21 protein-coding genes are annotated in these 18,750 nt (G+C 64.1%); 3 read left to right on the top strand and 18 right to left on the bottom strand.

Annotated features, from left to right (window positions below; translation table 11 throughout):
* Nucleotides 1-99 precede the first annotated feature (99 nt).
* The 14 genes from O4220_RS04510 to O4220_RS04575 form a co-directional block, all read right to left on the bottom strand.
* Nucleotides 100-315, bottom strand: coding sequence for a DUF2945 domain-containing protein (locus tag O4220_RS04510; RefSeq protein WP_269602428.1), 216 nt, complete (start codon nt 313-315; stop codon nt 100-102).
* 62 nt (nt 316-377) lie between these two features.
* Nucleotides 378-1,382, bottom strand: coding sequence for an alpha/beta hydrolase (locus O4220_RS04515; protein WP_269602429.1), 1,005 nt, complete (start codon nt 1,380-1,382; stop codon nt 378-380).
* A 99-nt stretch (nt 1,383-1,481) separates the two neighbouring features.
* Nucleotides 1,482-2,639, bottom strand: coding sequence for an RNA polymerase sigma factor (locus O4220_RS04520; RefSeq protein ID WP_269602430.1), 1,158 nt, complete (start codon nt 2,637-2,639; stop codon nt 1,482-1,484).
* 22 nt (nt 2,640-2,661) lie between these two features.
* A complete protein-coding gene (locus tag O4220_RS04525) occupies nt 2,662-3,069 on the bottom strand; it encodes a YciI family protein (protein WP_269602431.1) in 408 nt (135 codons plus the stop codon).
* Nucleotides 3,070-3,163: 94 nt separating this feature from the next.
* Entirely contained in the window at nt 3,164-4,186 is a 1,023-nt protein-coding gene (gene fbaA, locus O4220_RS04530; RefSeq protein WP_032405687.1) for a class II fructose-bisphosphate aldolase, read from the bottom strand.
* A gap of 8 nt (nt 4,187-4,194) precedes the next feature.
* Complete coding sequence (locus O4220_RS04535; protein ID WP_269602970.1) at nt 4,195-5,220, bottom strand: LacI family DNA-binding transcriptional regulator; 1,026 nt, start codon at nt 5,218-5,220, stop codon at nt 4,195-4,197.
* Between the two features lie 60 nt (nt 5,221-5,280).
* Entirely contained in the window at nt 5,281-5,931 is a 651-nt protein-coding gene (locus O4220_RS04540) for a nucleoside/nucleotide kinase family protein (protein WP_269602433.1), read from the bottom strand.
* Nucleotides 5,921-6,859: a PfkB family carbohydrate kinase gene (locus O4220_RS04545; RefSeq protein WP_269602435.1), complete on the bottom strand. Its 939-nt coding sequence runs from the start codon at nt 6,857-6,859 to the stop codon at nt 5,921-5,923. The genes O4220_RS04540 and O4220_RS04545 overlap by 11 nt, the downstream gene beginning before the upstream one ends.
* On the bottom strand, nt 6,840-7,622 hold the full coding sequence (locus O4220_RS04550; protein ID WP_269602436.1) for an ATP-binding cassette domain-containing protein: 783 nt from the start codon (nt 7,620-7,622) through the stop codon (nt 6,840-6,842). The genes O4220_RS04545 and O4220_RS04550 overlap by 20 nt, the downstream gene beginning before the upstream one ends.
* Nucleotides 7,619-8,608 (bottom strand): ABC transporter permease, encoded by a 990-nt coding sequence (locus O4220_RS04555; protein WP_032376276.1) that lies wholly within the window; start codon nt 8,606-8,608, stop codon nt 7,619-7,621. The genes O4220_RS04550 and O4220_RS04555 overlap by 4 nt, the downstream gene beginning before the upstream one ends.
* Nucleotides 8,609-8,642: 34 nt before the next feature.
* Nucleotides 8,643-9,641 (bottom strand): substrate-binding domain-containing protein, encoded by a 999-nt coding sequence (locus tag O4220_RS04560; RefSeq protein WP_269602437.1) that lies wholly within the window; start codon nt 9,639-9,641, stop codon nt 8,643-8,645.
* Between the two features lie 194 nt (nt 9,642-9,835).
* The gene (locus O4220_RS04565; RefSeq protein WP_269602438.1) at nt 9,836-11,419 is read right to left on the bottom strand and encodes a carboxylesterase/lipase family protein; all 1,584 of its coding nucleotides are present in this window, start codon (nt 11,417-11,419) and stop codon (nt 9,836-9,838) included.
* Nucleotides 11,416-12,018 (bottom strand): TetR/AcrR family transcriptional regulator, encoded by a 603-nt coding sequence (locus O4220_RS04570; protein WP_269602440.1) that lies wholly within the window; start codon nt 12,016-12,018, stop codon nt 11,416-11,418. The genes O4220_RS04565 and O4220_RS04570 overlap by 4 nt, the downstream gene beginning before the upstream one ends.
* Nucleotides 12,019-12,088: 70 nt before the next feature.
* A complete protein-coding gene (locus O4220_RS04575; RefSeq protein ID WP_420030311.1) occupies nt 12,089-13,063 on the bottom strand; it encodes a YihY/virulence factor BrkB family protein in 975 nt (324 codons plus the stop codon).
* Between the two features lie 140 nt (nt 13,064-13,203).
* Here O4220_RS04575 and O4220_RS04580 point away from each other — a divergent pair, with 140 nt between their 5' ends.
* Together O4220_RS04580 and O4220_RS04585 are read left to right on the top strand one after the other, a co-directional pair.
* On the top strand, nt 13,204-13,374 hold the full coding sequence (locus O4220_RS04580; RefSeq protein WP_027495724.1) for a CsbD family protein: 171 nt from the start codon (nt 13,204-13,206) through the stop codon (nt 13,372-13,374).
* Nucleotides 13,375-13,645: 271 nt separating this feature from the next.
* The gene (locus tag O4220_RS04585) at nt 13,646-14,269 is read left to right on the top strand and encodes a GAF and ANTAR domain-containing protein (RefSeq protein WP_269602441.1); all 624 of its coding nucleotides are present in this window, start codon (nt 13,646-13,648) and stop codon (nt 14,267-14,269) included.
* Between the two features lie 118 nt (nt 14,270-14,387).
* Here the strand turns inward: O4220_RS04585 and O4220_RS04590 are convergent, their stop codons facing one another.
* The 4 genes from O4220_RS04590 to O4220_RS04605 all read right to left on the bottom strand — a co-directional run bounded on the left by O4220_RS04590 (nt 14,388) and on the right by O4220_RS04605 (nt 18,578).
* Nucleotides 14,388-15,185: a DNA-formamidopyrimidine glycosylase family protein gene (locus O4220_RS04590; protein ID WP_269602442.1), complete on the bottom strand. Its 798-nt coding sequence runs from the start codon at nt 15,183-15,185 to the stop codon at nt 14,388-14,390.
* Between the two features lie 159 nt (nt 15,186-15,344).
* Nucleotides 15,345-16,535 carry a Dyp-type peroxidase gene (locus tag O4220_RS04595; protein WP_269602443.1) on the bottom strand — a complete coding sequence of 397 codons (1,191 nt, stop codon included), beginning with the start codon at nt 16,533-16,535 and terminating at the stop codon, nt 15,345-15,347.
* Between the two features lie 25 nt (nt 16,536-16,560).
* Nucleotides 16,561-17,115 (bottom strand): copper chaperone PCu(A)C, encoded by a 555-nt coding sequence (locus O4220_RS04600; protein ID WP_269602445.1) that lies wholly within the window; start codon nt 17,113-17,115, stop codon nt 16,561-16,563.
* Nucleotides 17,112-18,578 (bottom strand): PepSY-associated TM helix domain-containing protein, encoded by a 1,467-nt coding sequence (locus O4220_RS04605; RefSeq protein WP_269602446.1) that lies wholly within the window; start codon nt 18,576-18,578, stop codon nt 17,112-17,114. Before O4220_RS04605 ends, O4220_RS04600 begins: the two co-directional genes overlap by 4 nt.
* Before the next feature lie 21 nt (nt 18,579-18,599).
* Here O4220_RS04605 and O4220_RS04610 point away from each other — a divergent pair, with 21 nt between their 5' ends.
* The gene (locus O4220_RS04610; protein ID WP_269602447.1) at nt 18,600-18,728 is read left to right on the top strand and encodes a hypothetical protein; all 129 of its coding nucleotides are present in this window, start codon (nt 18,600-18,602) and stop codon (nt 18,726-18,728) included.
* Nucleotides 18,729-18,750 lie beyond the last annotated feature (22 nt).

An 18,750-nucleotide genomic window follows, 5' to 3' on the forward strand; every position in this document is an offset into this window, starting at 1 on the left:
TCGGGGTCGTCCCCATTGCTGCCTCCATAAGTGACGATCCGTACTTTCCGAGAGTACAGACAGTCGGCAGTCGACCCGTTTCTCAGCCCTCCAGCGGGCTCAGCCCCTCTTTTTCAACGCGTCCGGCTTGTGGACTGCATCCTTACCCGACTTGTCGCTCTCGACGCGATACTGCGGGTCGTCCTTCGAGGCCTTCACTGTTCGGCCTGCCGCTTCGGTCTCGGAGGTGATCTTCTCCACCACCTCCCCCTCGGTCGTTGTTCCATGGGTCTGCCATTCGACCTTGTCGCCCTTGTGTAGTTCGTCTTTCGCCATGGTCGGGCAGTCCCTTCGTCGGTGATGTTCATCGACGAGTACCCAAGGGAGTCTCGGCGCAATCAGCTGGTTCCCAGAGCCGGAGCCAGTGTGGTGAACCAGGCTTCGCGTAGCTGATCCTCGAACAACGGCCAGGTGTGTGCACCCTCGTCGCGCATGGAAACGGTCGCCGGCACATCGGCCTGGCGCAGCGCATCGACGAAGATCGACGTGCAGTAGTTCACCATCGCTTCGACCGCCATTCCACCGAACGGCGGAATGGCACCCTCGGGAATCCGGTCCACCGGTCCGGGAAGTCCACGGGACGAGCTGACGTACACTGCGGTTCCGCGCAGTCGTTCGACGTTGAGGGAAGGATCGTGGTCGCGCCAGCCCTGGCTTCCCGGCAGCCCCCACATGTTGAACGGATTGTTGAGCCCGCCGGCGATCATTGCCGAGATACCAGCGGTGGCAAGAGGATTCGACGGTGCCGGGCAGCCACTGAACGACGCGGCGGCGTCGAACACATCCGGGGCCTGGATCGCCAGATCCAGTGCGGGCCCACCGCTCATCGACAGACCTGCCACCCCGCGTCGACCGTTGGACCCATAGGCGGCGTCGACGGCTGCAGGCAGTTCGCGAGTCAGGTACGTCTGCCACATGTTGCTGCCCAGTACCGGATCGGGTGTCTGCCAATCGGTATAGAAGCTGAAACGGCCTCCGATGGGCGCTACGACCGTGACGTTCTTGTCGAGAAAGAACTGTTCGACGCCGGAGTTGTTGAGCCACCCCACCCCGTCTTCGTTGCCGAGTGCACCGTTGAGCAGGATCAGGCTCGGGGCAGGTCCGCCTCCCGGCGAATGCAGAATCTCGTTGGAGACGACGCGATTCATGGACGGGGAGAACACATTCAACACTGCACGGGTGGCCGACACCTGATGGATCCCGACGGCTCCGGCCGCCGCGTCGGCCGATCCCGAGTTGCCCGGCAGGGCCTGGGCCGACGTCCCGGTCAGCAGCATCGATCCCATCACGGCGGCCGTCACCACCGCAGCGGATCGAGTTCGCTTCTTTCTCTTCAGTCCCACTGGCAACATCAGCACCATCCGAGGGTTGCACGGATTCCGCTTTCTACCGCTAACGATCAGATTACGAAACCGATCGGTTCGTACGCTTGCTCGGCGCCGTCACGGATTCGCAGCACGGATCCGCGCGGCTTGCAGCGTCAGATGGTGCCGCTCGGTCACCGAGGGAGCCGACTGCGCCGCGCGGGCGTACAACTGCGCGGCCTGGGTGAGGTCACCCGCCTTCTCGTGCAGATGAGCAGCCGCCGCAGTGTGCCTCGGGACGGCGGAATCGACCTCGGCGAGGGCCGCGAGCCCAGCGGCGGGGCCGTCGGCTTCCCCGACGGCCACCGCACGGTTGAGCTGCACGACGGGGCTGCCGGTGAGGGCCAGCAACTCGTCGTACCACTCGACGATCTGGACCCAGTCGGTCTCCTCGACTCGCATCGCGTCGGCATGCAGGGCAGCGATCGCCGCCTGGGCCTGGAACTCACCCAACCGGTCTCGGGCGAGCGCCGCCTGCAAAATCTGTACGCCCTCGGCAATAAGTGCTGTGTCCCAACGGGATCGATCCTGTTCCGCCAAGGGGATGAGTTGACCGTCCGATCCGGTTCGCGCCGAACGGCGCGCGTGATGCAGCACCATCAGCGCCAACAGACCCGCGGTTTCTTCGTCGTCGGACAGTGACGTCAGCTGTCGCGTCAACCGGATCGCCTCCGCCGCCAGGTCGACATCTCCGGTGTACCCCTCGTTGAACACGAGATACAGCACCCGTCGTACCGTGCCCAGGTCGCCCGGCGCATCGAAACGCACATCACGCACCGCACGCTTTGCTCGGCTGATGCGCTGCGCCATGGTCTTCTCCGGCACGAGGTACGCCTGCGCGATCTGCTGTGTCGTCAGCCCGCCGACGGCGCGCAGGGTCAGCGCCACCGCGGCCGCCGGAGTCAGCGCCGGATGTGCACACAGGAAAAACAACTGCAGCGTGTCGTCGACGCTCGCCACGCTCCCCTGTTCCGGCTGCGCCGCGAGTCGATCTTCCCGATCTCGACGCGCCTTCTCGGAGCGCTGTGCATCGAGAAATTTCCGCCAGGCGACGGTGACGAGCCAGCCCTTCGGGTCGGTGGGCGCGTCACCTGCCCCGGCCGAGATTGCCCACGTCGAAGCCGCCTGCACCAATGCCTCCTGCACGGCGTCCTCGGCCGACGCGAAGTCTGCTCCGCGGTGGACGAGGACGCCGATCACGGCGGGCGTCAGTGCCCGCAGCACTCGGGGATCCATGACGATCGTCGGCCGACCGCCGTCAGTCGGCGATCGTCGGAGGAGCCTCCATGAACGGACGCAGCTCGAGCCACTCGTCGATCGGCTTCCCACCGGCACCGGGCGCTGCCGACAGCTGCCCGGCCAGCTCGAGCGCGCGATCGTAGGAGTCGACATCGATCACCATCCAGCCTGCGATGAGGTCTTTGGTCTCCGCGAACGGGCCGTCGGTGACCGGAGGCTTCCCTGCTCCGTCCGAGCGCACCCACGTTCCCTCGGGTGCCAGAGCCTGCGCGTCGACGAACTCGCCGGTCTTCTCGAGCTCGGCGGCGAAATCTCGCATGAACTGAATATGGTCGTGCACTTCGGCCGGGGTCCACCGGTCCATCGGGATCCAGTCGGCAGGCTCGGGGGCTCCGCGGTAATGCTTGAGCATGAGGTACTTGGCCATGATCTCTCCTAGCGTCGGATGCAGCCATTCTTTCTGCATTCGACCCTGGGACGTAGCCGGTCCTCGGAATTCGACATATCCGAGAAAAAAGTTTTCAGCGCATCGTGCGGCCTGCCGAGCCGAGCATCTGCGTCGCCTCGACCACTCTCGCCGCCATCGCCGTCTCGGCCGGCTTGCCCCACGATCGGGGATCGTAGGCCTTCTTGTTGCCGTACTCGCCGTCGACCTTGAGGACCTGGTCGTACTTGCTCAACATGTGCCCTGCGATGGAACGGGTGAACGCGTACTGAGTATCGGTGTCGATGTTCATCTTGATCACCCCGCTGGCCACCGCGGAGGCGATGTCTTCTGCGCTGGATCCCGATCCGCCGTGGAACACCAGATCGAACGGGTTGTCCTTCCCGGTCTCGGCTCCGACGACGGCCTGAATCTCGGCGAGAATTTCCGGGCGTAGGTGCACCGAGTCAGGGTTGTAGACGCCGTGCACGTTGCCGAAGGTCAGGGCAGTCATGTATCGACCGCGCTCCCCTGCGCCGAGTGCGGCGATCGTGGCCCGAGCATCGTCGACTGTCGAGTACAACTGCTCGTTGATCTCGTGTGAGACGCCGTCCTCTTCGCCGCCGATCACGCCCACTTCGATTTCGAGGATCGTGTTCGCCTGCACCGACAGATCGAGCAATTCTCGAGCGACACGCAGGTTCTCGTCGAGCGGCACCGCCGAACCGTCCCACATGTGCGATTGATACAGCGGGTCGAGTCCGCGTCCGCGCCGGTCGATCGCGTCGGCCAGCAGGGGCCGCACCCAGTCGTCCAGATTCTCGGCGGGGCAGTGATCGGTGTGCAGCGCAACCGAGATCGAATAGTGTTGCGCCACTTCGTGGGCGTACTGGGCGAGAGCCTTGGAACCGGCGAAACGGTTCTGCACGGCGTTGCCGGAGAGGTACAGCGCGGTGCCGACCGACACCTGGATGATGCCATCGCTCTCGGCCTCGGCGAAGCCCTGCAGCGCTGCGTTGAGCGTCTGCGAGCCGGTGACGTTGATCGACGGGTAGGCGAACCCGCCTTCCTTCGCACGGTCCAGCATGGCCGCGTACTGATCCGGACTGGCAATGGGCATGAGCTGTCCTATCTTTCGGGTGCGGCCGGTATTCCGGCCGAGGTTGCGGCGCAGCCGCAGGAATTGCGATGGTTGAACGTGGTCGGCACTCGGATCGACCGAGGCTTCTCGTCCCGTCCCTCGATGCGATTCAGCAGTAGGTCGGCTGCGGTTCGTCCTATCGTCTGTACGTCCTGAGCTGCCGCCGTCAGGCGAGGCTCGAACAGATCGGACCATTCGAAATCGTCGTAGCACACGAACGCAAGATCGTCGGGAATCGACAGGCCAAGGGCACGAACTGCTTTGAGTGAGCCGATCGTCATCGAGTTGTTCATCGACACCAGTGCCGAGGGCCGGTTCGAGCTCGACATCAGCTCATGCACGTGCATTTCGGCCACCTCGACGTTGGACCTACCGTCGAGAATCAGTCGAGGATCGAGGTCGACTCCCCGATCGGCGAGCGCGCGGGCATAACCGTCGAACCGTTCGTTCGTGGAGGAGATTCCTTCGATTCCGCGGACGATCGCGATGCGACGATGGCCGGCATCGAGGAGGTGGGCGGTGAGCTGGTAGGCCGAGGCGTCGTTCTCCGGACCCACTTGATCGCACGGAAGATCGAGCATCCGGTCGATCAACACCAGAGGGGTACCACTACGCACGATCTCGGGAATGGTCGTCGACTCCGATCCTGCTGCGGGAGCGAGGATCATGCCGTCGACCTGGCGGTCCAACAGGGAATCGGTCACTCGCCGCTCGGACAACGGCTCGTCGTGCGAATCGCCGAGAATCAGCACGTATCCGGCCTCGGAAAGTCGTTGCTCGACGGCGTGTACCAGGCTGCCGAAATAGGGGTTGGTCAACGCGGCGATCGAGAGCCCCACCGTATTGGTTCGGCCCGCGGCGAGCGAGCGGGCAACGACGTTGCGTCGGTAGCCGATCTCGACAATCGCCGCGTCGACGCGTTGGCGGGTGGTCGGATTGACGTTACGGGTGCCGTTGAGTACGTGCGAGACAGTCGACACCGACACTCCGGCGATGCGGGCGACATCGTCCATCGTGGGCACGTCAACGGTCCCGGAATTGTTGCGTCCGAGGGCTGCGGATCCGCGAAACTGTCATGCCAGACGCAGGATTCGATCGGCGCGGCCGGCGGTCGACCCGATCAGTTCCGCGTTGCGTTCGTCCGAGCCCAACGCCCAGAACTCCGCATCCTCGTGCGACTTTCCGTAGGCCTCGTGCCGAGCTACCAGGCGCTCGTGCCGAACCCTTGTGTGCGGAGCCAGAAACCAGACCTCGTCGATCATCGACCGCGCAGCGGGCCACGCGTCGGACTCCATCAGCAGATAGTTGCCCTCGGTGACCACCAACGGAACAGTCGACGGAACCGGAATGGCCGAACCGATCGATTCCTCGATCTCGCGCCGGAACCTCGGTGCGTACACGATGGGGTCGCCGGGTCGCTGGTCGTGAATTGCCGCGATCAGTCGCGCGTATCCACCGTCGTCGAACGTGTCGTGTGCACCTTTGCGGTCGAGCCGGCCCAGGTCGATCAACACCTCGTTGGCCAGGTGGAACCCGTCCATCGGAACCAGCACCGCGCGCTCCGGCCCGAGCGCATCGACGAGTTGCCCGGCCACCGTGGACTTTCCGGCTCCCGGCGCGCCGGTCAGGCCGAGTATGCGCCGTTCTCCGGCGATGGAGAGTCGCCCGGCCAGCTCCACGAGCTCGCCGAGGGTCGCTCTCTGTACATCCTGATCAGTGCTCACCGTTGCCGCTTTCAGTCCGTCGGTAGTGAAGTGTGTCAGCGGAAAGTTCGTGTAGCCACGCCCTGGGTCCGATCACCGAGCAGCGCAGTGCCGCAACGTGAGCCGACCTGTCGATACGCTCGGCCAAGGAGCCCGACTGCGTCGAGTAGTAGGCATACGCGCCGTGGAAAGCGTCTCCGGCACCCACTGTGTCGACCGCTGTCACCGGCTCCACCTCGACCGAGCCCGAGGATCCCTCGGTCCACCATTCGACGGGCTCGCTGCCGTGGGTGGTGACGACGGTATGCACGCCCGCTCCCACGAGTGCCGCTGCAGTGGTAGCCGTGTCGGAGGTACCGGGGGTGCGAAAGTCCGCCGAGCACACCATGTCCGTGACATGCGGGATCAGCTCGCTCATCACCGGCTTCCAACGGCCGGCGTCGACGACCAAAGTGGTAACCCGCGCCGCCGCATGTTCGGCGGCGGCGCAGGCGATCAGGGGGTGATGCCCGTCGACGAGGACGACATCGGCACCGGCCACTACGGTCTCGAGATCCTCCGGCGGTGAAACTTCGGAATCCACGGCGTCCGCCGAGACGACCGACCGGTCGCCGGTCGACTCGATCACCGTCACTGCCGAGACGGGCACCGACCTGCTGGTGCCCAGGGACGCGTCGAGCACTCGGACGCCGAATGCAGCCAGATCGGCTTTGACCAGCTCGGCCACCGGGTCGTCGCCGAGTGCGGTGACGAGCACGGCCGTGCCGCCGAGCGCGGCGAAGGTGACGGCCGCGTTGGCGGCCGGCCCTCCCGCCGCGACGAACTGCGCACTGGACGTGATCTTCTGGTTCGGCGACGGGGCTGCCGACACTCGATGGATCACGTCGAGTGTCGCCAGCCCGACGAAAACTCCTACCGGAGCATCCCTTTCAGAGGCCTGCGCGTTCATCGTCGGTCGGCTCCTCTGCACCGGTCATCAGCGCAACGACCTCGGACATGGTGCGGTTCTTCGGATCGACGACACCCGCGCGCTTGCCGAGGCGGTGAATGTGAATCCGATCGGCAACCTCGAACACGTGCGGCATGTCGTGGCTGATGAGCACCACCGGTATGCCGCGGTCGCGAATGGTTCGGATCAGATCGATCACCATGCCCGATTCCCGCACGCCGAGCGCGGCCGTCGGCTCGTCCATGATGATCACGCCGCGTCCGAACGCTGCAGCCCGGGCAACTGCCACGCCCTGACGTTGACCGCCGGAGAGCGTCTCGACCGCCTGATTGACCGACTTGATACCGATCTTGAGATCCTGCAGATGCTTCGACGACTCCTCCCGCATCCTCGGCATGTCCAGACGCCGAAAGAGGCTGCCGCTGATGCCTTTACGCTTGATCTCGCGTCCCAGATAGACGTTCGAGGCGATGTCGAGCGCCGGGATGACGGCCAGGTCCTGATAGACCGTCTCGATGCCGGCCGCTCGTGCGTCGCGTGTGTTCTTGAACGACACCGGCGAGCCGTTCATCAGGATCTCACCCGAATCCGGGATGACAGCCCCTGCCAAAGCCTTGATGAGACTGGACTTTCCGGCACCGTTGTCGCCGATCACCGCCAACACCTCACCGGCCCGCAACTCGAAATCCGCACCGTTGATGGCCGTCACGCTGCCGTAGGTCTTGACCAAACCGCGTGCTTCCAGAGCGAGGGGGGCATTCACTGTGACCTCCTACGTGCGAATTGGTCTACCGCCACCGCGACGATGACGAGAATGCCGGTCGCGACGTTCTGGTACAGGCTGTCGACGCCGGCCTGGGTGAGCCCGTTGCGCAGCACACCGACGATCAAAGTTCCGATGAGCGTCCCGATCACGGTGCCGCGGCCACCGAACAGGCTGGTTCCGCCGATGACGACCGCGGTGATCGTTTCGAGGTTGGCGTTCTGATACGCATTCGGGTCGGCGTTGGGGATCCGTCCGAGCGCTGCCCATGCCGCGATCGCTGCGATGACACCCGTGACGATGTACACCGAGAACAGCACCCGACCGGACTTGATGCCCGAGCGGTCCGAGGCCTGCGGACTGCCGCCGACCGCGTAAATATGCCTACCCCATGATGTTTGGGACAGGGCGTACCACATCACGGCGTACACCAGCAGCATCACCACCACGCCGTAGGTCGTGGAGAAACTGCCGATCTTGAACGAGGTACCGAGCAGCGTCAGTGGTCCGCTCGGCACCTGGTAGGTCTCGGAGCCGGCCAACAGCCTGGTGGCCGCTTGGATTGCCGTGAACGTCCCGAGCGTGACGATGAACGGTGGCAGCCGCAGCATCGTCACCAATCCGCCGTTGATCGCGCCGAACGCAACGCACACGGCGAGCGTCGAACCCAACGCTACGACCGGTCCGTTCGCCCCGGCCGACTGCGCCATCACGATGGTGCCCATCACTGCGACCGCGCCGATCGACAGATCGATACCGGACGTGAGGATGATCAAGGTCTGGCCGACGGCGAGAATGCCGACGACCACAGACTGCTGCAGAATCAGAGAAACGTTCTGCGGGTTGAGGAACGAGCTCGAGATCGAGCTGAACACGATGATGGCAATGACGAGTGCGGCCAGTGGCCCGAGCAGCGGTTCACGCAGGATGGTCCCCACGTTGAACCGGCTCGGTGCCTTGGGAGGCGCAGCGGTATCGGTACTCACGAATCAAATCCCTGTGTTCGCCGTTACTTCGCGATCAGCCCCAGCAATTCGCTTCGCCCCAGGCTGTGTCCTGGGAATCGATGCCGGCGACCGGCTTGTCGGTGACGAGCTGCGAGCCGGTGTCGTTGAATCCGCTGGGCTTGGTGCCGTCCTGGGCGAACTTCACGACCGCGTCGACGCCCTGCTCGGCCATCTTCGCCGGGAACTGCAGCACCGTCGCGCCGATGATGCCGGACTTGACGTTTGCGATGCCGGTGCAGCTGCCGTCGATGGAGCCGATAGTGATCTGATCGGCGCGGCCGGCGGACTGAATTGCCTGGTAGGCACCCGCCGCGGCGGGCTCGTTGATCGTGTAGAGCGCGTTGACGCCCGGAGCACGCTGCAGCAGGTTCTCCATGGCCGTCTGTGCCTTGGTCTGGTCGCCGTTGGTGTTCTCCTGGCCGACGATCTCCGACGAGCTGTCGGTCAGGCCCATTCCTTCGAGGAAGCCGTCGTGACGGAATGTGTCCACGGTGCCGCCCGCGGTGCCGTCGAGCATGATGACCTGGGGCGCTGTGGTTCCGAGTGTGCCCTTGACCCATTCGCCCTGGCTGACGCCTGCAGCCTTGTTGTCGGTCGCGAACGTGGCGTCCACCGCGTCCTCGGGGTCGGTGGCAGTGTCGAGGGCGATGACGACGACACCGGCGTCACGTGCCTTCTTGATCGCGTCGAGCACTCCGGTCGAGGAGTTCGGGGTGATCAGAATTCCCTTCACGCCCTGTCCCACCAGGTTCTCGATGGCTGCGACCTGTCCTTCGTTGTCACCGTCGAATGCACCGGCCAGAGCCACCAACTCGGCACCGCTGGAATCTGCCTTCGCCTGTGCGGCCTCGCGCAGCTTGACGAAGTACGGATTGGAATCCGTCTTGGTGATGAGCCCGACCTTGACGCTGTCCGAGTCCGAGCTGCTGCACGCGGTGAGACCGAGGACGAGCGAACCGGCCATCAGCACGGTCCCGATCGTCAGCGCAGACTTCCGACGGTGATTGAACATGTGGACTCCCTTGTCCCCTAGCCACGCGGTCGCGTCGCTCGATTGCAGGAGCCTAAGGCGCATACAAGCGCTTGCGCATGCGCTTTCGCGAAACAAACTCGAAGTCTTTTACGAACGACCGGCTGACCGGTTCGTGACGGGGGTCACGCGGCTCGGCACTTGGTCCTCGCCGCCCCAGCCTCCGCCCGCCAGCCTCAGCGCTCGAGTGAATTCCAGAAGTCACAGTGATGCTCGGCATCGGCGTCGATCACCGAGATGTCGTCGGAGACGAACTGCAGAACGGGGCTGACGTCTGCGGTGGTACGAGGCCACTGCGGTGCATCGTCTGCACTGGGCGTTCCGGTGTGGGCAAACGAAGTGAAGTACTCGATCATCGTTCGCGCCAACTCCTGCTGGGCCGGTGTTTTCAGCAGGTTCACTCCGCCGAGATCGAAGAGGTACGGCATGTCGGTCGCGTGTGCGGCGTCCTGCGAGACTCCCGACGCACCGACTCCGTTGACGTCGGTGGTCCCGGTGTCCGCGAACTCGTACGAGTACACCGGCGCGGCCTTTCCCAAAGCGCGGTTGTTTCGGTATGTGGGACAGGACCATCCAGCATCCGTGGTTGCCGCCGCCCATGCGAGCGCCGCGGATGGATAGTCCTGCAGCGGATACAGATCGGCGACGCGGGCAGCGTTCGAACCAAAGGCGTCGCCCAGCAACCTCGGGTAGGTGTCAGCGGTGATCGAGGTCGGGTCCGCCAGTACCGCACCGCCCACGAAGGATCGCTGCTCGGCCTGGGTACCGCCTGAGATAACCGGAATCGGTAGTGCAGCACCACTTTCGACGGCTGTTCGAGGATCGTCGGGCAGAAGTTCGGTACCGAAGGCGACGTCGAAGCCGAAGTTCTCCCCCTTGGCTACGAGTGCGTCGACGGGCAATGCACGCAAGCATGCCAACGCATCAGCGCCGGTGCACCCCAGTTGCTGCGCAACGTCCGAACCGACCGCCTCGTTGACCGCGAGCGGGACGAACGGACGCTGGGGCGGGACACCAGGGAAGACCGCGTCCGCGGGGAAGTCCAGCGCACACGATCCGGACATGATTACCGCCTTGTCCACCAGGCCTTCCGAGGCCGGAGACGTCAGCAGAGCGCAGGTGGACATGCCGCCCGCGGACTGTCCGAACACGGTGACATTCTCCGGGTCACCGCCGAATGCAGCAGCGTTGTCGTTCACCCATCGCAGCGATTCGATCTGATCGGCCAGTCCGAAGTTGCCCGACCCTGCCAGTCCGGGGAGCCCGAAATATCCCAGCATTCCGAGGCGGTAGTTGACGGTCACGACGATCACGTTGCCCTCGCTCGCCATTCGCTGTGCGTCGTAAGCGGAGCCCGAGCCGGTGGTGAAGCCGCCACCGTGCCACCACACCATCACGGGAAGTGGATTGTCCGACCGCTTCGACGGAGTCGTAACGTCGAGGAACAGGCAATCCTCGTCCGAGGACGTGGTCACACCCGGCAGACCGGACGCCTGCGGGCACTGCGAGCCGGGTGCGGTGGCGTCGACATCGGCGCTGGACGTCGGAAGCGGTTGCGTCGGAGACCATCTCAGATCTCCGACGGGAGGCTCGGCGTACCTGATTCCTGAGAACTGCCGGGTACTTTCGGTGGTCAGACCGTGCACCGTGGCCGTGGTCGTATCGACATCCACAGGCGCATCATCGGATTCGACAGGGGTCGATGCGCACCCTGCGAGAACCAGAAGGAGTGCGACGAGGGTTATCGGGAACTTCTTCATCGGACGTCCGATCGTGTTGCTGCGTCGAACGTTCGACGCAGTTCGTTCGCGAGGGTTGTTGCATCGTCGCCGGCACCGACTCGCCACACTGCCGCGTCGAGAGCGGCGCGAATTGTCATGGCCATGATGCGGGCGTCGAAGGATCGGAACCGACCGCTCCGCTGCCCTGCCTCGAGCAGCGTGTGCACTTCGAGCATCTCGGCTCCGTGCTCGGATCGTTCGGTCCGTGCGGGGGCGGCGGCGAAGATGCCCGAGAGCGCCTTCATGTGGCGCGGGTAGGCGGCGTAGAACATGACGCTGCCGCTGATGAACTCCAGCAGTGCTTCCCGACTCGATTCGGCCGCGCGAACGAGAGGTCCCACTTCCTGCTCGCCGAGTGCGTAGACGCGTTGGACAACAGCATCCAGAAGTTCCTCGCGGCTGCCGAAGTGGTACGAGATCACCCCGCGGCTGATGCCTGCATACCCGGCGATGCGCACCAGCGACGCCTTCTCGACCCCCGCTTCCGCGATGACGTCGACGGCGCATTCGATCAACTGAGCGCGGCGAGCATTCTGAATGAACGTGGGCTCGGTTCGGTCTGCCTTGATGGAGGGCATGCCACCGAATTTAGCATCGATGCCACATTTTTCCCATAGGTGTCAGAAATTTCCTGTCATGCAACCGGGCTCACTTGTCTTCGGTTACCGAATTCGGCTCGTCGTAGGTGACCGTGATGTCCTGGAATCCCTTGTTGCGCTGCGCTTCTGCCTGGCCAGTGTAGGAGTTCTTGTCCCCTTCGGTGAGTTCGACGTTGTCGGTGAACGGCGTGAGCAGTGCCCGGGGGTGCAGGTGATCGACCCGTACGGCATTGACTTCGATGCACAGCACGATCAGCACCGATGCGACGTACAGAAAGCCCAGCAGCCCGAGGACGATCGCGAAGATGCCGTTGGCGGCACTGGCATTGCCGACGACGTAGCGAATGTAGATTCCGCCGAAGGATTGCAGCGCCTGCCAGATCACGGCGGCGATCGCGGCACCGGGCAGTACTTCGCGAACACTCAGTGCGCGTGCGGTTCCGATACGAAACGCTGCAGTGAAGACGACGACGTTGACGATCACCGCACCTATCAGCGCCAACGCACCGCCCGCGAACCCGAACACACCCGAGGATGCGACTCCGTTGAGGACGGTCAACCCGATGATCGCAGTGCCGACGGTGCTCAGTAGCAACAGCCCGCGCAAGCGTCCCTTGATCGGATCCGGCTGCTCGTTCCGGGGCACCGACCACGCGGTGTTCATCGCGTACTGGGCGGCCAAGGAGACTCCGAGTCCGCCGTACAACGACCCGACGACGCCGATGACGATGGCGGTGGTTCCGCCGCTCAGGCGATCGGGCTGACCGAGTTGATCACCGATCACGGGGATCTGGCTCATCGCCGAATCGATGATTCGGGTCTGCAGTTCCGGGTCGCCCGCCAGCACGATCCCCAACACCGTCGTGAACAACAGCAGTAGCGGAAACAGTGAGAGGAACGAGTAGTACGCGATCAGTGCTGCGAGATAGCCGCCTCGGTCGTCGAGAAACTTGTACAGCACGGCCAACGGAAAACCCGCCGACGGGTGTTTGCGCTGATAACTGTCCACTTTGGCGACCATCATCGGTCGAATGTATCCACCGCCGACGTCGCAGAAACGTCGGCGGTATGTGTGACCCAGATCTCTCCGTGCACACGTGCGCTTCGGACGGCAGCACTCGACTAACTCATCAGTACCAACCCAGGACGAGGAAAGGAACTCACATGAGCTTCATCGACAAGGCCAAGAACGCCGCAGAAGACGCCATCGGCAAGGCCAAGGAAGTTGTGGGCGACGCCACGAACAACAAGGACCTCGAGGCCGAGGGCAAGAAGGATCAGGGTTCGGCCGGCGTGAAGAAGGTCGGCGAGAACATCAAGGACACCTTCAAGTAAGTCTTTTCGCAGAGGGGACCGTCGATCACACGATCGACGGTCCCCTCTGCTTTTGCACCCGTATAAAATGCACAGAACCGGCTGTAGCGGTCGGCAGGGCGTCCAGCAGGCGGCGCATGTTCATGGATCTGTCCGGCGAACGACGGCATAGGTCCCATGCGAGAGGACAGTGTGAATGTCGCAACAGTCGACCGATAGGCACCCTGCCAGTACGTCTCATGCTTCGTTGCTCGCCGAGTTCGCGCGATCTCTTCGCGATACCCGTCGTTCGATGCCCGAGACGATCAGCGAAATTCTGCGAACTGCGATTCGGCTCATCCCAGGAGCCACCGTCGGTTGCGTCACCACGGTGAGCAAGGGTGAGCGAACCGTCGTGGCATCCACCGATCCTGTTGCCGAGGAGCTGTGTCGACTTCAGTACGAACTCGACGAGGGCCCGATTCCCACCGAGGTCCGCCATTTCGACGTCGTCGTATCGGACGACCTTACGTCCGAACCGCGGTGGCCGGAATTCGCCGTCCTTGCCGTCGGCGAAGGTTTCAATTCACTGGCCGCATTTCAGCTCTACAGCAACGCCGATGACCTCGGCGCGTTGGTCTTCTACAGCAACGAACCCGGGGCGTTCGACGCCGCTGCCGTCGAGATCGGTGAGGCGCTCGCCGCCCACGCCGCGATCGCGATGCTCAGTGCCCGCGACAACGAACAGTTCCGCACGGGCCTGGCCAGTCGCGACATCATCGGCCAGGCCAAAGGGATGATCATGGAACGCTACGATCTCGACGCGGTGCAGGCCTTCGAACTGCTGGCAAAGCTGTCGCAACAACAGAACCTGCCGTTGCACAGGGTGGCTCGCGATCTGGTCGAGACCGATCACCCGACCAACTCGACTTTCTGACCGGCCCCCCAGGTTTCGATTTCCGCGCACGAGGAAGCCTGTGGGTGGTGCCTGCTCACAACACGCGGTACCCGCGGGCGGTTATGTCGTTGAGCCAACAGCGATCGACCGCTCGTCGCTAATGCTCCGGTTGGCACCTCGGACACCACCACGTTCGACGCCGATCGGGGTTACCGGGGACCTCAGCGACTACCCGAACGAGCGTCCCACATCGCAGACACGGTTTGCCTGCTCGTCCAGCGACCCAGTGTGAGCGACCCTTTCGAGAGTCTCCGGTGGTGACCTGCATCGCCCCCGGAACGGTCGCGGAGTGACGCATCGCCCGCTCGAGCAGCGCGACCAGTTTCTCGGCATCCACGTCACTCGATCGAGTCCACGGCCACAATCCGCGTAGGAAACACAGTTCGTTCGCCCACAGATTGCCGGGCCCTGCTATCACCTTCTGATCGAGCAGAGTCGCGATAATCGGCCGATCCGTCTGAGCGACCACGTTGGCCACCGCCGTGTCGGTATCGAACATCGGCTGCAAAGGGTCCGGACCGAGATGCGCAACCAGGGCATTCATGTCGGTGACGAAGCCGTAGTCCACCACCGGCAACAGGATTCCGTAGGCAGTGGGCCCGTCGGCCACGGCCAGCTGCACGCGAACGTCCGGACGCACACGCTGCGGAATCGATCGACCGGCCCGCACCACGGTCCACGAACCGCTCATGCGCAGATGTGTATGCAGCGTTGTACCGTCGTCGAAATCTGTGAACAGATGCTTCCCGTGGGTCCGATGCGCGACGACGGTTCGCCCGACAAGATTCTCCACCGCATGTGCCGGTACGTTCAATCTGCCGGCCCGTAGGGTGGCACCGTCCAAGGCTCGCCGTAGCCTCGCGGCCAGCGCGAACACGGTGTCACCTTCGGGCATGCCTGTGGTGTATCCCGGGGAGCGCGAGCGCAATCCAACGCTGCTCCCTACGGCGTAACCGAGGATCGCAGAATCCCTGAGCGCACCTGATTGTTCACGATCGAACCCCATTAGCTTCGATCCCGCCGGCCGAGGACGATCGTGAACACTCGGGTCCGGTTACCCGAACAAGCTCTGCCCCAGATAACCACCTTCCGCCACTCCCGGCAGGATCGCGAACACCGCAGACCCGATCGGCGTTGTCCATTCGTTGAGCGCATCGAATTCGTCGAGGCGCTGCTGAATCGGCAGGAACTGCGTGAGCACGTTGCGCTGATAGCTCGCGAACAGCAGGCCGGTATTCGACAACGCCCCGGCGGCCGGTGGGTCGTCGTAGTTGTAGGCCCGCCTGAAGATTCGCTCTCCGTCGTGAGCGTGCCGCGCCCGAGCGATGTGCGAGGACGGCGGGATCACCGGAATTCCGAATCGATCGATGGCGTCGAAATCGGCCTCGTCGAATTCGGCGGTTCCGGTCAACGGGGCACCGGTATCGAGCCTTCGCCCCACCGACAACTCTCGCCCGGGTCGGTCCAACTCATCCCAGGTGTCCATCTCGATTCGGATGCGCCGCAACACCATCGACGTCCCATGTTTCATCCAAGGCTGATCGCTACCATCGTCCCAGACCAGAGCGTCGAAGTCCGTGCTTCCGGCCGCGGGATTGACGGTGCCGTCGACCTGTCCCATCAGATTGCGCATCGTAGTGCCCGATTCCTCGGTACCACGCGAGCGCCGGAATCCGCGTTGCGTCCAGGCGATCGTCACCAACGAGCGAACGTTCTTGGTGAGTGCGCGCACAGCGTGCGCAACGGTGACAGGGTCGTCCGAGCACACCTGCAGCAGCAGATCGCCTCCGGTGAATCCTGTTTCGAGACGGTCGATCCCGAACGCAGGAAGAGGTGCCAGCCACGACGGCCGCCGATCCAGCAGACCGATCGCATCGAACACACCGGGTCCGAGCCCGACGGTCACCGTCAGGCGTGCCGGCCGAAGAGCAAGTTCGGCTTCGGTATCGGCCAACGCGGGCGCACCGGAAGTGAGCCGTCCGATGTCCTCGGTCCAGACCTTCAAGATCCCGACCAACTCGTCACGACCGACACGATCGTGCAGATTCAACCCGACGAACGTCGAGTGTGCCTGCGGCGGAACCGTATCGATTCCGGCTTGATGCAGGCCACGCCACGGCACCGAGTCGGTTCCAGCAGCCGCCTCGTCTGCTCGGTTGCCGATTACTCCATAACCGGTCGCGGCTCCCACGCCCGCGACGCCGAGCGCGGCGACGCCTCCTCCGAGGAGGCGTCGCCGGCTCATCGAGCGTGGTGACCGGTTCTCGTTCTCAGCCACCGTGCGCCGGCGCAGAGGTCGCCGACCCGTCCATGTTCATGTTCATGATGCCGGGCTCGTAATTCTCCTGGGCACCGGAGAAGTCGCGGACCTGAGCGGTGAATGTCGTCGTCGACGCATCCTCGAATTCGAGGGTGAACTCCGCATCGGCTCCAGGGGTCAGCGGTGCGGTGACGTCCATCAGCATCAGGTGGTCACCGCCCGCGGCGAGTACGTGCGTACCGCCCGCCGGAATGACGAAGCCGCCTTCCTTGGGCCGCATCACCATCGCTCCATCGGCCCCGGTTGCCATCTCGTGCAATTCCATTCGGCTCGATGCCGGTGACGATGCACCGACCACGTGCACATCGGAGTCGCCGGTGTTCTGCACTTCGGCGAAAGCCGCCGTCATACCGGAGTCGGCCGCTTTCACCCATTGCTCGCGGACGACGACGGAATCGGACTCCTTCGCCGCGGCGGCCGGCTCGTTGCTGGAGCATCCGGTGAGGATCAGACCGGTGACCGACAGTGCGGTCAACACAGCCGAGGTACGTCGGGAGAGTGTCATGCGAGTTCGCTTTCATGTTGGGAAGCAGCGGAATTGGCGGCTCTGGTCCGCGCGCGACGGATCGAGCCGAGAACGACGTCGACGGCGAGGAAAGCCACCAGGCTCAGCCCGAGGAGTGGGACGAACCAGCCGACGGCGACCGCGACGACCGCCAGTACGACGACGGAGATCGGCGAGATGCGGCGAAGACCGCCGCGCAGGGGCGGTCTGCCCGCAGTGAGACCGGTTGCTTTGGTGGGACGGCGTTTCCACCACATCATGTAGCCGCGCACGATGACCGATGCCAGCGCGACTGCGAGTGCAAGCAGGGCAAGCTGATTGGCCACACCGAACAGCGTCCCCATGTGCAACTGGATACCCCAGGCCGACAGCTTGGCCGCGAGAGGCCAGTCCGAGAAGTACGAAGTATCGATCACTGCGCCGGTGCTGCCGTCGATCGAGATGGAGTTGTTCGACATCACCCAGGGCTGACGCGTTTCGGCGACGACGAACGCCGTGTCGTCGGACGCCGGGATGGACGCCTCCACTGCTCCGTCGACGCCGTTGGCTCGAGCAATATCGAGGACCGAATCGATACGCCCGACGTCGATCGTCGGCGCATCGGCCGGCATCTCCATCGAATGCCCGCCGTGACCGGAATGATCGGTCGTCGCCGCCTCGGCGGATCCGATGGTCGTGGTGATGGCGGGTGTGGTCCAGCTCAGTGCCGACCTCAGCTCGGTGACGTTCTCACCCGCGTAGGTGGACCACGTGAGTCCGGTGGCGGAGAGGAAGATCAGACCGACGGCTATCCAGATACCGGCCACGCCGTGCCAGTTCAAAGACCTGTTGCGGCCCTTCGACTTTCGATCCAAGGTGAACAGCTTTTCCTTGTCGCGGTTGCGTCGATAGCGCTCGAACCACAGGTAGAGACCGCAGAGCGCGATGACCCACAACCACGAGGCAGCGAGTTCGCTGTAGAGGCGACCTGGCTCTCCCAGGTGCAGATGGCGATGCAGTTCGGAGATCCAGGTACGCACCGGCAATGCGCTGGACGAGCCGTAGACCGGGAGTTCACCCACGGACGTCGCAGTCGCGGGATCGACGAACACGGCCAGCCGCTGGGATTCGCCGAGGCTGGGGTCGGTGAACAGCACGCGAGTGGTGTCGCCGAGGTCGGCGGCGGGGCGCACCGCGGCGACGGTGAGGTCGGGTCGTTCGGCCTGCGCCGCCCGAATCTGCTCCGCCACCGGAACGGCCGGGCCGGTGTCGTCGACGTGCAGATAGTCGCGATACATGAGTTGTTCGATGGTCGGCGCGACGGCGTACAGCCCGCCGCTGATGGTGGCGATCAGGATGAACGGTGCGATGAGGATGCCCGCGTAGAAGTGCAGACGCAGGATCAGCGGACGCCAACTGCGAGGGCTGGTCGGACGGGTGGGCGGGGAAGGATCGGCGACGCGTTCCTTTTCCGGTGTGGACACGAGGACTCGTTTCGTGAAGGCATGAGTGTGCGCGCGGATATGCGCGACGTGGCATCGCACGACGGATCGAGCCGTGCGCAGACGGCGCGAATCGACGACAGTGCGGGGTACAGGATCGAATGCGGCAACAACCCACTACCCGACACCTGAGAGCAGGGCGGGTTACACGTTC

The sequence above is a fragment of the Rhodococcus ruber genome (assembly GCF_027270735.1).
Taxonomy (GTDB): domain Bacteria; phylum Actinomycetota; class Actinomycetes; order Mycobacteriales; family Mycobacteriaceae; genus Rhodococcoides; species Rhodococcoides rubrum_A.